The following is a 15,665-nucleotide window of genomic DNA, read 5'->3' as shown; positions in this document are numbered from 1 at the left end:
CTGACCGATCAATTAATAAAACTTGGCCCGGCGGTCTTTCACCTTGGCGTTATCGCGAATCGCTTCGTTGATCATAAAACCGGTCCGGCTGCTCGCATTTTGCTTCAGCTGGTTTTTGTAAACGGTATAATCCGCTACGGTTGGGGCCGGCACAATTTTAGTCGTCTCCACGATCAGAACACCGGCGTCGCCCGCAAACGGTTTGGAGCGCTTACCATCTTTCAGACCGAATATTTTGCCGACCGCTACCGGATCAACACCGGCGCTTTTCAGAAAACCGGTCGCCAGATTCAGATCGGGTACGGTTTCAACCAGCGCACCGGCGCCGTATTTCTGCGCAATGGATTCGAGCGTTCCCGAAGCATTGCCGAGTTTAGCCACGATCTGATCCACTTTCAACTGGTTCCGAACCTTCGTGGTGAGTTCCTGGCGGAAGCTATCGACCGTCGCCTGATCTTCTTCGGTTTCGCCGGTCAGAACCGCCACTACATACTGGTCGTCTACTTCAACCGCCGATGAAACATCGTTGATGTCGGTGTCATCGTTAAAGGCCCAGCGAACCAGTTCACGGGCGTTACCAAGGGCGTTAACACTGGTCGCGTTTTCCGGAATCCGTTCGGCCGTGGCCACCACCAGCGATTTGTCTTTCTTTACATTTTCGTCAAAGGCTTCCTTCGTCTGGCTTTCCGTTGCGAATTGCTCGGCTTTGCGGTACACTTCGTCGCGGGTAGCCTGACTTGGCGTAATGGTCTTCCCGATGGTCGAAATCCGGTAGAGCGTGTTGGTTTTGGCTTCGGTTACTTTAATGATGTGAAAACCGAATTCGGTTTCGACCAGACGGGGAATCAAACCCGTTCCGTTGAAGCTGAAAATCGCGTCCTGAAACGGTTTGACCATCTGGTTGTTATTTTTGAAATAACCCAGATCACCACCTTGTTGGGCCGAACCGTCGGCACTGTTGGACTGCGCCAGTGCTTCGAAGCTGGCTCCACCCTGAATTTGCTTCAGAATGCCTTCGGCTTTGGTGCGGGCGGCTGCTTTAGCGGAATCGTTACCGGCAGCACGAATCAGGATATGGCTGGCCCGAACCGTGAAGTTGGTGTCTTTTTTCGTACCGCTGTACTTATAGATAAAATACGTATTTCCTTCTTTGTAAGGACCATAAACACCACCCGGCGCAAACGTGCCGACGGTCGATTTCAATTGTTCGGGCATTTCGCCGAGCGTCATGTACAACGGTGCCTGAATGTCGGAGTTCATGCGGGCATACGACGAATCGTTCGTGGCCGTGGCCAGACCCCGGGCGAGGGTCTTGATCTGATCGTACAGCGCTGTGCTGTCTTCTTTCGACGGAGCAACCGGGAAGGTTACATACTGAATCGTCCGGCTGTTGAAGCTCTTGTATTCATCCTTGTGCTTGTCCAGGTATTCCTGCAACTGGCTATCGGTTACTTTCACCGTAGTATCGGGAACCGAATAATACGGAACCAGCAGGAACTTGGCATCGGCGCGGGTGTTCTGGGCCTGGTATTCCTTCTGAGCTTCGGCGGTGGTTACAAACGACGTCAACCGGAGCAGGTTTTCGTATTTGGTCCGGGTGCGGTCGGTGCTCAGGTTTTTCTCGAAGTTCGCCCAGGCCAGTTGCTGCTCAGCCGGTAAGGTCTTCAGGCTTTTCAGGTAATTAATGACGGTATTTTTGTCGAAAACGCCGGTTTTGGGGTCCGTGAATGTCTGACGAATAGCCGGGCTGATGTAGTTGCCCTGTACCATATCGACCAGCTCTTCGGGGGTTACCTTCAAACCGAGCGCGTCGTATTCTTTTTGATACGCAATGTCTAGAATGAACTGATTCCAGGCCTGATCGCGGAGTTGAACCTGATCCTGCTCGGTAGCGGGTCGACCGGTTTGTTGCTCGTAAGCCGCCCGGGCTTCATCAACTTTTGCATTAAATTCCGGGTATGAAATCTTCTGTCCGGCAATCTCACCCACGCTTTGATCCTGTCCACTGAACAGACTCCGCGAACCGAGCAGATCTCCCCCTACAATAAATAAAATCAAGCTGACCGCAATAATACCTACTGCAAGGCCTGACTTCTCTCTGATCTTGTTAATTAAAGCCATTGTTCGTTTTACACAAAAGTAATAGAACCGCAAAATAACACTTTTTCTCACGGAAATACAAGGAGAAACCGGGAGCTGAAAAGCGGTTTTTCAAAATTAAATCCGACCGTCCGACTTCTGAATCAGCTACTTTCCCAAACGTTCCAGAACATCGACAGCCCGTGCTTTTCGAAAGGAAAACGATCTTGCCCGAAAAGGAAATTTGTCTTTTTATGTGAAAAATCAGGCCAATACGGCGGAGTTTGTAGGGTTATTCAGGAAATGGCCTGGCGATTGTGGAATGATTTGCCACGAATTCCGCACTTTTTTAGCGTTGGCTCATGGATCGAAATGTTCAAACCGGGGAGAGGATACCGGTTTTTGGAATCGGCTGAACGCCCGGGATTGCAAGTTGAAGCCCGGCAATTATTCGGGATGATTATTTTGGCAATTTTTTGAGGTAGGATAGGAAATAAAGAACCAATCGGGTCTAAAAAAAAGGTCTTATGTTCCCCGATAGAACAATATCAGTGAACACAAAACCGTAAAAAAGCAAGAACCGGATTTTTAAAGAAGCTCAATCAATTCATTATTTTTTCGTACAACTAACTCACGTCGGAATAGTCCATAATAATGATCAAAAACTACATAATATTGACGTAAAAACTGCGAAGCGTTCCGCTTTGTAAACTGCTTGCCGTTCAGTTTTTCGGTCTTATTTGTGTTACCATTTGGCTGTATTGGATAACACTAATTTTAACATAGTTAGTAATTGGTAAATTGAGAACTAGCGCATTCACAACCAAGCGGATGTGTAAAAATGATCAATCTGCTTGCTTAACTTTCCAGCTATTACGTGTTTTATTTAAGGCTTTGGCAGGCAAGTTGAGTTTGGCAGTTCGGATTATATAAAAAATGTTGAATGAATATCTTTCTTTAGAGCAATCAAAATTTAAATAAATCAGTAATGAGTTAAATTAGCTGCTACTACCATTTTTTAATTTGTCTATTAAGTATTTATTACCAGTCTGTTTTTGTAATCAATCAAAATCCAATAAGCAGATTTGCTACTTCGGGACAAACCCGTCGTGGTTCCTGAATAACAGAAAGTTGGTGGCTGCTGCCCGGTTGCTGTAACGGCTCAGGAATGAGCAGAACCGCCGGGGAGCCAAGAGGACGTGCTGACACAAAAACCGGTTTTAATGGGCTGGTGTCCAGAATATTACATTGCCAGTTATTTTACGACTCTTCCAGTTTTATACGGGTGTAATCAATTCATTTGTCCGGTTACGACATCCATCCATCAACGAATGATGTCGTAACCGGATAAGTTCTTCTGCATACATAAAACCGCGTTTAATTCAGAAAATCGCCGGTTTATCAAATCAAAATTGGTGGAAAGCCGCCGAAACGAACTCTAAAACCGTCGGCAGGGATGTCCGCCAATAGGTCCAGGTGTGCCCACCATCCCGAATCCGAAACTCGTGGGGAATTTCCTTTTTGCGCATCGCAATATGCACCAGTGAGTTACCTTCGTACAGAAAATCATCGTCCCCGCAATCGATGTACCAGCGCACGGCTTTTTTCTGATTATCCGGGACATTATTGACCAGCGTCAGTACACTTTGGCGATTAAAATAAGCCTGTAATTCGTCATCCGTAGCGGTTTGGTTATTGCGAGCCAGGCGGGTTTTGGCATCGTCGAGCGACGACGGGCCGGTGGCGGCACTGAGCGGGCAGGCCGACGAAAACAATTCCGGGTGGTGCAGGGCGTAGGTAAAGGTTCCACCGCCCCCCATCGATAAACCGGAAATCGCCCGAAACCGCTTTTCAGCTTTGATCCGGTAGTTTTTCTCGACGAAAGGCATCAACTCCTCAAAGAAAAAATCTTCGTAACGCCATTCATTTTTTATATCATTCTCGTAGCCGCGCCGACCCGTATTGGCATCCGGCATGACAATAATCATCGGGGTTGCTTTGCCTTCGGCGATGGTTTTATCGGCAATGTGCAGCACTTCACCGAATTGGACCCAGCCCGTATGATCGTCACCAGCCCCGTGTAGCAGGTAAAGAACCGGGTAGGTTCGTTGGGAGGTTTCGTAATCGGGCGGTAAATAGATGGCAAATTTCCGGTCGCTCTTTAAAATCCTGCTTTTTAACGATTGGTTGTCAAGTACTTTGCCGGTTTGGGCCACCAGTAAAGCAGGTAATAAAACAAAGGCAGTCAGCAGTCGTAAAGCGTTTTTTTTCATTCTGTTTTGTTGGTTTAGGACGTTTCAAACCGTTCAAAAGTGGAGTTTCCGGTTTTATAAAAACCGGTTTATTGCTTCAGATTCGACGGCTTCCCAAGATACGACAAAATAAAAAGGGACGAAGGTTAATCCTCCGCCCCTTTTTGCAACTTATAAAATTCTGTACGAATTATTTCATACCATCTTTAATGGCGGAAATGGCTTCGTAGTGTTTTTGAAGTGTTGGCAGGGTTTTTCCGGCAAACGCTTTTACGTCGGGGTCCTTCGCATTAAAGGACGCATCCTTGAACAAATCAATATCTTCTTTATGATCATCGACCATCAGTTTGACGTATTCCTTGTCAAATTCGGCTCCGGATAATTTACTTAAATCGTCGACGTGTTTCTGATGTTCCTCGCTGAGTGTCGCCGGAATCGAGATGTTTTTAGAAGCCGCCAGCGTTTTAAATTCTTCGTTGGCTTTTGAATGATCGGCTACCATCATGGCCCCAAAATCTTTCACACTTTTGCTCTGGGCTTTTTGTTCAGCCAGCTTTCCCAACTCCACTTCCATCATGCCTCCGCTGGCGGCTTTTACCGCAAATTCGGAATCATCTTCGGGCATGTCTTTCTTGTCATTGGCTTCTTCCGCCTGTTCGGCACTGTCTTTGTTGCTGGAACTATTACACGCTTGAAATGTCCATGCGCCCAGGAGTAACAGCATGAATAAGGTTATTTTTTTCATGATCGTTGAGCTTTATTTTTTGTTACACTGAATTTAAAACCGCCGATCAGTCTGAATGTTTCGCATAATTATCCAAAGGGACAGGGCTTGGCAATCTTGTAGTTAGGCAGTACTGAAAGGGTAGAAGCCAGCTAGCTGACGAGTTATCTGGTATTTGCCCGTTATTTTTTATAAGAATAAATTAGAATTAGTATTCATCGGAATGGTTTTTCCTGAAAAATAATGAGACCGCGTTAGAATGATAATGGGATCATTATTGGTAAGTCCTCCGGATTTTGCATTAATCGGTTATGGAAACTTATTTTCAATTACTGTGAATTTATAAAAAGGATTGGATAGGTATTTCCTGCTAAAACCAGCTTATAGCCCCTGATGAAGGCTTATTGGTTGGAATTAGTCTACTGGTTCGGTTACCTGAATTAGCTGTAAAAATCGAAGAATTTATAATAAGTGAATTAAATATTTGTAAGAGAAATTAATTAGAATTCAATAGATTTGCACGCAAACATTTTTTTAACACACCCAATGAAAGTAAAACCGAACAAAATCCGCTTTTTTTCTCCCGAAGACAACGCGGATGAAGCACCTAAAGTAGCCCCGAAAGAGACTTCATTCACGACGTCTGTAACCAAAACCGGTCGACTGGCTTTCCCGCAAAAATTGATGGAAGGATTAAACATCGATCCGTCTAAACCTTACTATAAAGTAGGTACGGTTAATCGCCGGAAAGGGGTAAAAGCATTGTATTTAATCCCGACGGAAGCCGGTGACACTGAAGCTTTTGAATTGGCTAAAACGGGTCGTGGCTACTCCATTCCGTTGAAAGGTGTACTGCAGAAAATTGGACTTAATTTCCAGGATCATGAATATACATTCACGATCAATCCGTATGATTATGGCGACGGTATTTCCGGATTTGAACTGGTTTCAGATCAGCAAACACCACGCAGCGGTGCATCTGATGCATCAGAAGAATAAAAACCGAATAGCCGGAATGTTGTTCGCTTTATTTGCGAGCCTTTCCGGCTTTTCTCAAACCAGTTATTCCCGCGCCATTGCCGCTCATCGGGAAGAATACAAAGCCGAATTTCTGAAATCGGCGAAGAGTCCGCTAAAAAAAGAAGATTTAAAAAATCTGCATTTCTACGATCCCGATTCCAGTTATCGGGTTGAAGCCACGGTTCAGCGCACGCCCAATGCCGAACCTTTTGAGTTGCCCACCTACGACGGTCAGAAAAAAACATACGTCCAGTATGCCGTCCTGGCTTTCCAATTAAAAGGAAAACCGTACCAGCTAACTATTTACCGGAGCCTGCAACTGGCGCGATTGCCCCAATACCGCGACTATTTATTTCTGCCGTTTAAAGACGCCACCAACGGCCAGGAAACCTACGGCGGAGGTCGTTACATCGACCTGCGTCTGGGAGAAATTAAAAACGGAAAAGTCGAGATTGATTTCAACAAAGCGTACAATCCCTACTGCGCCTACAGCGACGGTTACGCGTGCCCCATTCCGCCCAAAGACAACCACTTGGCGGTGGCGATTAAGGCGGGGGAGAAGAACTACGGCAAAGCGGAATAGTTGTGTGATAAAATGTTAATGTGTAGTTTCGCTGAACGATTTGCCTATCCGTACCATCTTGTATGAATTCTTTACGCTTCCCTCCTTGTCTGCTGGCAATGGTTTGCTGGCTAATTCCTTATTTTGCTATTTCTCAGAATGTTACGTTTGGTCAGGTTAATCTTGACGACCTGAACATGAAGGTTTATCCGGCCGATTCATCGGCGGACGCGGTCGTATTATCCGACGTTGGCACGGCTGCTATCACAAAAAATGATGCACGGGGCTATTACGTATATTACGAACGTCACGTCCGGATAAAAATCCTGAAAAAGAGCGCTTTCGAACGGGCTACGGTAACAATCCCTTTCTACCGCCATCACGCAAACCTTCAGGAACAGATCAGTGATCTGGAAGGCATTACCTACAATCAACTGCCGGATGGGTCGGTGACAACGAATCGGCTGACGAAAGATGCCATTTTTGAAGAACGACGGACGGAAAAAGTATACATTCAGCGGTTTACGCTGCCCAACGTGCACGAAGGTTCGGTCATTGAATACAAATACACCCTCTCGTCCGACTTTGTGTTCGAACTGCGGGAATGGAATTTTCAGCACGACATTCCGGTTCGCTGGAGCCAGTATGACCTGACGCTCATCCCCGGTTTCGAATACCGGATTTTATTTCAGGGATTTGAGGCCCTGGTGAAAGACGAATCGCAGACGATAGGCAGGGACGTTCGCTACCGCTGGGCCATGAAAGACCTGGTTGCGTTGCGGGAAGAGGATTTTATGGCATCGCCCGATGGCTACCGGGCCAAAGTCTGGTTTGAGCTGATTCGCACAACGCTGCCGAACCAGATTGGTCCCCAGAATTTTGCCCGCAAATGGGACGATCTGGACCGACTGCTGCTGAGTGACGGTCAGTTTGGGCTGGCCATGAACCGAAGCGGTTTTTTGAAGGAGATTGCGACGGGCCTACGCGCCCAATCGCCGGATACGTTGAAACAGGTCAAGGCGGCCCACCAATTCATTCAGAAGGCAATGACCTGGAACCGGCAGCGCGGAATCTATACGAAAAGCAGCCTTAAAAGTGCTTTTGAGGCCAAAACCGGTAATACGGCGGATCTGAACCTTATGCTGGTGGGGCTGTTGCGTGAAATGGGGCTGGAAGCGCATCCGGTTATTCTGAGTACGAAACAGAATGGGACGCTCAGCAAAGAATATCCGCTGGTGTCGCGGTTTGATTACGTGGTGGCCGTGGTCAGTTGGGGCGGAAAAGATCTGCTGCTGGATGCCTGCGAACCCGATCTTCAGCCGGGCGTTTTGCCGGTGCGCTGCCTGAATGGCGAGGGGCGGCTGGTGAACATGCGGAGACCGCGCTGGATTCCCCTGACCCCCGTGGAGAAACGACGGGAATCCGGACGTTTTTTTCTGACCATGACGAAAGAAGGCCAACTGGATGGAACGGTAACGGTTACCCAAACCGGTTACGCGGCCGCCGATAGCCGTCGGCATGTGCGGGAAGTGAGTCTGGAAAAATACCGTCAGGCTTTCAGGAGCCGGAACCCCGACTGGCAATGGAAGAAGCTGGAAGTGCAGAACGCCGATTCAAGTTCGCTGCCATTCACCATCAAGGGCAACGTAACGGTTGCTGAAGCCGTCAGCCGGATCGATAACCGCTTGTTTCTGCGGCCTTTACCCATTGCCGATTTGCTGCAAAACCCTTTTAAATCACCCGAAAGAAGGTTTCCGGTCGATATGGGGGCACCCGTCGAAAAATCCTACGTTGCCATTTATACCTTACCTGAAGGCTATACGGTGGAGGAAAAGCCTAAAAATATCGCCTTGACGCTACCGGGCAATGCCGTTCGGTTTACGTTTATGACCGAAGTCAGCAACGGAAATTTGCAGATTGCCAGCCGCCTGGTTTTTAATAAAGCCATCTTCAGCCCGCAGGAATATGCCGCTTTGCGGGAATTTTATAACCAGGTAATCGCCAAACACGCCGAGCAGGTTGTCCTCAAAAAAGACCAATGAATAAGCTGCAGTTAATCGGTTTAGTCGGTTGTTGGCTGGTGCAGCTGACCGCCTGGGCGGGCGAACCTTTCGCCGTTGGGGCCATTCCGTCCAATTTATCGGCGGGTGCCGCTGCGGTGATGCGGATTCAGGAACATACGTTTCAGGTCAAAACCGTATCGGAAGCAACCGAAACTGTTCACCTGGCCGTTACGATTTTAAAGAAAGAAGGCCAGTCGTACGCCAAACTGGAAGTGCCTTACAACAAGCGGTCGAAGGTCAGCAGCCTGGAAGGCACGCTCTACGCAGCCGACGGAAAAATGATTCGGCGGCTGAAACGCAGCGACATACGGGATTTGAGCGCCGTCGGTGATGGGTCGCTGTATGAGGATAGCCGGGTGAAAGAAGCCGAATTTACGTACGCGGATTATCCGTTTACGGTTGAATTTCGCTACGAAGTGACTACAACCAGCACGATGTTATACCCCGGCTGGTTTCCGCAGCGCGACGACGAACTGGCGGTGGAGTCGGCCATCTTTCGGGTTATTTTACCGGCCGGGCAGGCTTTGCGGTACAAAACATTGAATCAGTTACCGGCACCCGAGGTCACGAATCAGGCGGATGGCCGGGCGTATACCTGGCAGTTAAAACAGCGAAAAATAGCCGAGCACGAACCCTACGCGCCGTACTTCACAACCCTGGGACCCGGTGTGCTGACCGCGCCGACCGAATTTGAACTCGAAGCCCGCAAAGGAACGATGGATACCTGGCAGAACTTCGGCCGGTTTCTTTACCAGCTCAACGAGGGGCGCGATCAGTTGCCCGAACCGCTCCGCCGTCAGGCCCTGGAGCTCGTTTCCGGCGAAACGGATGTCCGGACGAAAATTCAGAAAATATACGGTTTTGTGCAGCAGCACACGCGCTACGTAAGCATTCAGCTGGGCATTGGCGGCTGGCAGGCTTTTCCGGCGTCGGTGGTGGCCGAGAAAGGATACGGCGACTGTAAAGCGTTGTCAAATTATACCTACTCGCTGCTAAAAGCAGTGGGAATCCCGTCTTACTGGGCAGTGGTAGCCGCAGGCCGCAATACCCCCGATGTGCTGCCCGATTTTCCCGAGTCGCGGTTTAATCACATGATTCTGTGCGTTCCGCTGGCGAAGGATACCGTATGGCTGGAATGCACGGACCAGCATTCGCCAGTGGGCTACGTTGGTAGTTTTACCGATAACCGGCATGCGCTGTTATTGACACCGGAGGGTGGGAAACTGGTCCGGACACCGGTTTATCAGCCTGCCGATAACCGGCAAAACCGTATCGTCACCGTGCGGCTGGCGGCTTCGGGGAGTGCAACGGCGGATGTGCTGACGACGTATACCGGTATTCAGGCCGAAACCGTTGAATCGGTGATGCGAACCGCCAACCCCGACGACCAGCGGCAGTGGCTTTACCGGCAATTCAGTATTCCCAATTTTACCCTTTCGTCGTTCTCGTTCACCGAACAGAAAAATACGTTGCCAACGATTCTTGAACGCCTGTCGATTCAGTTGCCCCAATGCGCTACCCGCAGCGGAAACCGCCTTTTCTGGATGCCGAATCAGCTTTCGACCACACAAACACTGCCCATTGAGACGGACAACCGGACGGCGGAATTCCGGCTGGCGACCGGTTACATGGATGTTGATACGGTGATTTGTCAGCTACCCGCCGGGCTGGGTGTGGAGTTTGTGTTTGAACCCCTGCAACTGCGCTCGCGGTTTGGTCGTTACGAGGCATCGGCCAAAGTGGAGGGCAATACCGTGAAATACGTACGCAAACTGGTGATGGAAGCCGGACTTTACAAACCGGAGCTGTATGCCGAATACGTCGATTTTCGCCGAAAAATCGCCAAAGCCGACCGGATGCAGATTCTGTTGAAGAGGAAAGAACTGAATGAATGATGAATAATGAACAATGAATAATGAACAATTAACAATGAATGGCTTGCCCAACTTTTCATTGTTAATTGTTCATTGTTCATTAAAAAAACTAGCTCCAGTCGCGGTCGGCGGAGTCGCGGGTGTTCCAGCTGTCGGTTGGAGCAAACCAGGTCGCGCCTTTTTTGAGGAACTTCTTGGCAACGTCTTCGTTTAATTCGACGCCCAGACCCGGTTTTTCGGGAACGCGCACGAAGCCTTTGTCAACGATCGGTTTCATGCCGGTAACAATATCTTCCCATCCGTCGACATCCACGCCGTGGTGTTCCAGCGCCACGAAGTTTTCCGTTGCAGCGGCACAATGGACATTGGCCATCATACAAATCGGCGATCCGGCAAAGTGCATCGCCATCGGAATACCGGCTTCCTCGGCGTAATCGCCAATTTTCTTGGTTTCCAGCAAACCGCCCGACGACGCCAGATCCGGGTGAATCATGTCGATGGCTTTGGCGTCGATGAGTTTGATGAACTCTTCCTTCGCAAAAATATCTTCCCCGGTCAGCGTGGGCGTATCGATGGCATCGGAAATCTGTTTCCACTGGTCGGTATAGAACCAGGGCACCAGGTCTTCGAGCCACGCCAGCCGGAACGGTTCCATGGCCTTCCCGATCTGAATAGCGGTATTGACGTCGAAATGCCCAAAGTGGTCGGCGGCCAACGGCGTTTCGTATCCGACAATATCCCGAACCTTGCTCACGTGCAGCGCCAGCGCGTCGATTCCCTTTTTCGTAACCTGAATCCGGGTGAACGGGTGCTTGGTCATGGCATAATTGCCCATTTTGCCGGGCTGCGAGTCGTTCCACTGCTGTTTGACGCTCCAGTTTTTGGCGCCCACCAGCATGCCCGGTGTGTCGGCAATCATGCCGATACCGAAGTCCATTTTCAGGAACGTATAGCCCTGATCCCGGCGCCGAACCATGTGCTTGGCAAACTCGTCGTAATCCCTGCCCTCGGGCGTGTCGGCGTAAAGCCGGATGAAATCCCGGTATTTACCGCCCAGCAACTGGTAGGCGGGCACATTATAGGCTTTACCGGCCAGATCCCAGAGTGCCATTTCAACCCCGCAAACGCCCCCGGCGGCCCGGCTGTGGCCCCCAAACTGCTTGATTTGCTTGAAAATCTGCTCCACATTACACGGGTTTTTGCCCAGAATGCGGCTTTTCAGCATGAGTGCGTAATTGGCGCTGGCCCCATCGCGAACTTCGCCCCAGCCGACGAGTCCCTGATTGGTGTCGATCCGGATGATGGGGCTGGAAAACGGTACGCCCTGCAAAACCGCCACCCGCATGTCGGTGATTTTCAGTTCGGAAGGCTTCGATTCGCGTTTGACTTTCTGGGTGATAAACTCCATCTCGCGCTCCGGTCTTCCGTCGAACATCAAACCGAGCGATAAACCGCCCAGGGCTGAATTTCGGAGAAAACCGCGTCGATCGACTCCGGAAACCGCATGGGCCGATTGGGGAACGGTTGCCGTTGGGGCGGGGTGTTTTTTAATCCATTCAAGTAATTGGTCAACTTTTTTCATGCGATTTAATAGATGGATTTAGGTAATACTATTTCATTCAGTCGGTATTTACATAGAAAAGCAAATTTCGGTCTGGATATAATTCAATTTGTTGAGAAAGTTAATGAAAAACCATATTTTTCCGTTTTATGACCCAATTTTTTCCTAAACCTGGTTGAAGTCAGTATTTAACTCATTCTGTTGTCTTTTTCTGTTGACTTTAACTCGTCAAACCTTACCCTTACTAACGTGATGATAAAGAAAACTTGGCTGGCAGTAGCCATTACCCTGGCGGGAAGCTATGCAGCCCAGGCGCAACGAATCGGTTCATCGGTCGAATACGTGACCGAATTAACTTCGAAGTGGAAAGGACCCCGCCTGCCCGATGGTCGCCCGAACGTGCCCGATCTGGTGCTGGAACGGCTGCAGAATTGCACGCTGGAACAAATCTGGGGCTACCTGGGCAACAAAGGCTACCGCAATCAGGTCGAAAAAAACTGGGTGATTCTAAAACCGGGAGAAACCATGACCGGGCGCGTCGTAACGGCGCAGTTCATGCCGACGCGGCCCGACCTCGACAGCCTGATCCGGAAGCAGGGCAAAGCCGAAGGCCGTTCGCAGAAAGGCGGGATCAACATCTGGCCGATCGATATTTTAACGAAAGGCGACATCTACGTGGCCGACGGTTACGGCAAAATCAAAGACGGAACGCTGATTGGCTCGAGTCTCGGAAACGCCATTGTGGGCAAAACCGGTAAGGGTGTCATCTTTTACGGTTCGGTGCGGGATATGCAGGAACTGAAAGATACCAAAGGGTTCAATGCCTGGGTAAAAGGCCACGATCCGTCGTACATCAAAGACATGACGCCAACGTCCATCAACGCTCCGATCCGCATTGGCGAGGTGACGGTTTTTCCGGGCGATGTCGTTTTTGCGAACGAATACGGCGTGGTTTTCATCCCCGCCCACCTGGTCGAAGGTTTGGTTTCGGCTTCGGAGATGACGGCTTTGCGGGACGAGTTTGAACGCGTACTTTTGCAGCAGGGAAAATACCCCTCGGGCGAGATTCACGGCGACTGGTCGCCCAAGATCAAGGATGAATTCCGGGCCTGGGTGGGTAAATACCCCAAAAAATTAGCCATCACCCAAAAAGATCTGGACGCCTATCTGGCCAAGGAACATTAAAAAGGAAATGATAAATGTAAAATGAGTAATGCTAAATGTAAAAGTAGTTTCCAGTCCAACACTTTTACATTTAGCATTACTCATTTTACATTTGATATTCTTTACAGATTAATAATTGACCTCGTATGAAATCCAGCATTTCCTCTTTAGTCGCTCTGTTTTTAACCGTCTTCGTTGTTCCCATTTCATTCGCGCAAACCATTCCGAAAGACGAACTGGTGTTTTTAACGTCCGAATGGAAGGGGGAGCGGTTTCCGGACGGACGTCCCAAAATCCCGGATGCGCTGGTGGAACGGGCTAAAAAAATCGGAATCGACGATGCCTGGACGGTTTTAAAAAACGAAGGCTACACAAATCAGTTCGAAGGCGGCTGGAAATTCATTCACGATGACGTGGTGGTTGCCGGGCGGGCCGTAACGGCGATGTTCATGCCCAGCCGACCGGATGTCGAGAAAAACATCAAGGAGCGTGGCATCAGCAAGCAGGGCCGCAAGGGAAATACGAACACCTGGCCGATTGAAACGCTGACCAAAGGCGATGTGTACGTGGCCGACGGTTTTGGTAAAATTGGTGGCGGAACGCTTGTCGGCGCCACACTCGGCAACGCGATTTTCAGCAAAACAGGTAACGGGGTCGTGTTTAACGGAGCCGCCCGCGATTTGCAGGAGTTGCAGAATATCAAGGGTTTCAATGCATTTGTTCGCGATTTTCATCCGTCGTTTCTGGAAGAAATGGTACTGATGGGGCTCAATTCGCCGATCCGGATGGGCGGCACGATGGTGTTGCCGGGCGATCTGGTGATTGCGCAGCGCGAAGGCGTTCTGTTTGTTCCGGCGCACATGGCCGAACAGGTGGTCACGACCTGCGAATTCGTGGCCCGCAAGGATCAGTTCGGTTTCGAGATGGTAAAATCAAACCGCTACACGACCGGCCAGATCGACAGCCAATGGACCGACGAAATCAAAACCGAGTTCCTGAAATGGCTGAGCCAGCACCCGGAACTAGGCACCATGACCCGCCCGGAACTGGATAAAGTGATGAGCAAACGAACCTGGTGATTGAAATAGACAAGAGAGGATAGACGTGAGACGAAATCATTGCAATTAGAAAACGTCTCTTGTCTTGCGTCTTTCCTCTTTCCTCTCAACTATGACCGATCAAACCAAAGAAATCCTGCGCCGGGCGGCTTCGTTTTGCGCCTACCAGGAACGAACGCAACGGGAAGTGCGTGAACGGCTCAACGAATGGGACGTTGACGGCGATGAGTCTGAGGAAATAATTGCCTGGTTGATCGAACAAAACTACCTGAATGAAGAGCGGTTTGCCAGAACCTTTGCGGGCAGCAAGTTCCGGGTGAAACGCTGGGGGCGGCACAAAATCCGGCAGCACCTCAAACAGCGCGGCATCACCGGCTACAACCTCGAGCAGGGCATGAAGGAAATCGAGCAGGATGATTACCGTCAGACGCTCGTCGATCTGCTTGAGAAAAAAAAGCGGAGTCTCCAGGGCGAAAGTCCGCTGGTTCTGAAACAGAAACTTGTCCGCTACGCCATCAGCAAAGGCTACGAAAGCGAGTTGGTGTGGGCAGTGTTGGGGGGGAGTGAAGACCATTGACGATTGACGATTGACGGCGGTCAATGGTCAATCGTCACTTTTCTATCCCAAAATACGCATAAAAGTAATCCGGGGATTTCAGGTTGAGCCAGTGGGTGCGGTTTTGGGCGAAATCTTCGTAGGTCAACCGGGCAATTTGGGAAGGCGTAAAATCCAGCATGGATTCCGGTTTTTTGCGGGTCACGATGCCCAGCCCCTGATCGGTATCGAGCACAAACACGTTGAGGTCGGGGCGCTGGCTGCGCAGATGGACCACGGTTTTCCAGACGTCGCCATTCCATTGACCTTCCACCCATTCCTCGTACGGAACGGCAGCGCCGGGCGTGAGCGGATTGCAGTCGTGCAGGATGATAACGCCGTCGTCGCTGAGGTAGTGGAGCGTGTTTTCGACATCACGGAGCGCAAACTGGTATTCGTGCATGCCGTCGATCAGAGCCAGTTGCAGGGGCGTTGTGGCAATGACCCGCTCCGCATCTTCCGCAAAAAAAGCATCGCTCGTTTTCTCGAAATACTGATTGGCCAGATTCGCCGGATTGAGGATGGCCTTGCCCACCCGACGGAGTCGGTCGAACGAAAACGCCGGATCGACTGCCAGTTTGAATGAGCTTTTAACCCGGAAAAAAATGTGGCCGTTAGCGACCCCGATTTCCAGGTAATTTTTCAATTTTTTCTGACGCATCAGAGCTTCGATCACGTCGAGACGATTCAGGGCAGTAACCGCTTCTGTCATG

General features: G+C 49.9%; 12 protein-coding genes. 7 read left to right on the top strand and 5 right to left on the bottom strand.

From position 1 onward, the window contains the following. Positions 1-12 precede the first annotated feature (12 nt). From GJJ30_RS01995 to GJJ30_RS01985, 3 genes are all read right to left on the bottom strand, one after another. Positions 13-2,121 carry a peptidylprolyl isomerase gene (locus GJJ30_RS01995; RefSeq protein WP_154172615.1) on the bottom strand — a complete coding sequence of 703 codons (2,109 nt, stop codon included), beginning with the start codon at positions 2,119-2,121 and terminating at the stop codon, positions 13-15. Positions 2,122-3,485: 1,364 nt separating this feature from the next. Then, positions 3,486-4,352, bottom strand: coding sequence for an alpha/beta hydrolase (locus GJJ30_RS01990; protein ID WP_154172613.1), 867 nt, complete (start codon positions 4,350-4,352; stop codon positions 3,486-3,488). 169 nt (positions 4,353-4,521) lie between these two features. Continuing rightward, positions 4,522-5,076 (bottom strand): DUF4142 domain-containing protein, encoded by a 555-nt coding sequence (locus tag GJJ30_RS01985; protein WP_154172611.1) that lies wholly within the window; start codon positions 5,074-5,076, stop codon positions 4,522-4,524. 525 nt (positions 5,077-5,601) lie between these two features. Between GJJ30_RS01985 and GJJ30_RS01980 the strand changes: the two genes are divergently transcribed. The 4 genes from GJJ30_RS01980 (at position 5,602) to GJJ30_RS01965 (ending at position 10,595) form a co-directional block, all read left to right on the top strand. Next, positions 5,602-6,054: a hypothetical protein gene (locus GJJ30_RS01980; RefSeq protein WP_154172609.1), complete on the top strand. Its 453-nt coding sequence runs from the start codon at positions 5,602-5,604 to the stop codon at positions 6,052-6,054. Next, on the top strand, positions 5,972-6,658 hold the full coding sequence (locus GJJ30_RS01975) for a DUF1684 domain-containing protein (protein WP_229312903.1): 687 nt from the start codon (positions 5,972-5,974) through the stop codon (positions 6,656-6,658). Before GJJ30_RS01980 ends, GJJ30_RS01975 begins: the two co-directional genes overlap by 83 nt. A gap of 62 nt (positions 6,659-6,720) precedes the next feature. After that, positions 6,721-8,679, top strand: a complete 1,959-nt coding sequence (locus tag GJJ30_RS01970; protein ID WP_154172605.1) for a DUF3858 domain-containing protein — start codon at positions 6,721-6,723, stop codon at positions 8,677-8,679. Further along, the gene (locus tag GJJ30_RS01965) at positions 8,676-10,595 is read left to right on the top strand and encodes a DUF3857 domain-containing transglutaminase family protein (RefSeq protein ID WP_154172602.1); all 1,920 of its coding nucleotides are present in this window, start codon (positions 8,676-8,678) and stop codon (positions 10,593-10,595) included. Before GJJ30_RS01970 ends, GJJ30_RS01965 begins: the two co-directional genes overlap by 4 nt. Before the next feature lie 88 nt (positions 10,596-10,683). Here the strand turns inward: GJJ30_RS01965 and GJJ30_RS01960 are convergent, their stop codons facing one another. After that, positions 10,684-12,156 (bottom strand): mandelate racemase/muconate lactonizing enzyme family protein, encoded by a 1,473-nt coding sequence (locus GJJ30_RS01960; RefSeq protein ID WP_154172600.1) that lies wholly within the window; start codon positions 12,154-12,156, stop codon positions 10,684-10,686. A gap of 231 nt (positions 12,157-12,387) precedes the next feature. Between GJJ30_RS01960 and GJJ30_RS01955 the strand changes: the two genes are divergently transcribed. The 3 genes from GJJ30_RS01955 to GJJ30_RS01945 all read left to right on the top strand — a co-directional run bounded on the left by GJJ30_RS01955 (position 12,388) and on the right by GJJ30_RS01945 (position 14,934). After that, positions 12,388-13,320: an RraA family protein gene (locus tag GJJ30_RS01955; protein ID WP_154172598.1), complete on the top strand. Its 933-nt coding sequence runs from the start codon at positions 12,388-12,390 to the stop codon at positions 13,318-13,320. A 125-nt stretch (positions 13,321-13,445) separates the two neighbouring features. Then, the gene (locus tag GJJ30_RS01950) at positions 13,446-14,378 is read left to right on the top strand and encodes an RraA family protein (RefSeq protein WP_154172596.1); all 933 of its coding nucleotides are present in this window, start codon (positions 13,446-13,448) and stop codon (positions 14,376-14,378) included. 91 nt (positions 14,379-14,469) lie between these two features. Beyond that, positions 14,470-14,934, top strand: a complete 465-nt coding sequence (locus GJJ30_RS01945; RefSeq protein WP_154172594.1) for a regulatory protein RecX — start codon at positions 14,470-14,472, stop codon at positions 14,932-14,934. A 34-nt stretch (positions 14,935-14,968) separates the two neighbouring features. On the opposite strand, the gene GJJ30_RS01940 is transcribed toward GJJ30_RS01945, so the two are convergent. Beyond that, a complete protein-coding gene (locus GJJ30_RS01940) occupies positions 14,969-15,664 on the bottom strand; it encodes a class I SAM-dependent methyltransferase (protein WP_229312902.1) in 696 nt (231 codons plus the stop codon). Position 15,665 lies beyond the last annotated feature (1 nt).

The organism is Larkinella terrae, from assembly GCF_009668025.1.
GTDB lineage: Bacteria > Bacteroidota > Bacteroidia > Cytophagales > Spirosomataceae > Larkinella > Larkinella terrae.
This window is presented reverse-complemented; position numbering and strand designations above follow the sequence as displayed.

Coding starts and splice junctions, on each gene's coding strand:
- GJJ30_RS01995 (WP_154172615.1), bottom strand. CDS start 2,121: ATGGCTTTAATTAACAAGATCAGAGAGAAGTCAGGCCTTGCAGTAGGT.
- GJJ30_RS01990 (WP_154172613.1), bottom strand. CDS start 4,352: ATGAAAAAAAACGCTTTACGACTGCTGACTGCCTTTGTTTTATTACCT.
- GJJ30_RS01985 (WP_154172611.1), bottom strand. CDS start 5,076: ATGAAAAAAATAACCTTATTCATGCTGTTACTCCTGGGCGCATGGACA.
- GJJ30_RS01980 (WP_154172609.1), top strand. CDS start 5,602: ATGAAAGTAAAACCGAACAAAATCCGCTTTTTTTCTCCCGAAGACAAC.
- GJJ30_RS01975 (WP_229312903.1), top strand. CDS start 5,972: ATGGCGACGGTATTTCCGGATTTGAACTGGTTTCAGATCAGCAAACAC.
- GJJ30_RS01970 (WP_154172605.1), top strand. CDS start 6,721: ATGAATTCTTTACGCTTCCCTCCTTGTCTGCTGGCAATGGTTTGCTGG.
- GJJ30_RS01965 (WP_154172602.1), top strand. CDS start 8,676: ATGAATAAGCTGCAGTTAATCGGTTTAGTCGGTTGTTGGCTGGTGCAG.
- GJJ30_RS01960 (WP_154172600.1), bottom strand. CDS start 12,156: ATGAAAAAAGTTGACCAATTACTTGAATGGATTAAAAAACACCCCGCC.
- GJJ30_RS01955 (WP_154172598.1), top strand. CDS start 12,388: ATGATAAAGAAAACTTGGCTGGCAGTAGCCATTACCCTGGCGGGAAGC.
- GJJ30_RS01950 (WP_154172596.1), top strand. CDS start 13,446: ATGAAATCCAGCATTTCCTCTTTAGTCGCTCTGTTTTTAACCGTCTTC.
- GJJ30_RS01945 (WP_154172594.1), top strand. CDS start 14,470: ATGACCGATCAAACCAAAGAAATCCTGCGCCGGGCGGCTTCGTTTTGC.
- GJJ30_RS01940 (WP_229312902.1), bottom strand. CDS start 15,664: ATGACAGAAGCGGTTACTGCCCTGAATCGTCTCGACGTGATCGAAGCT.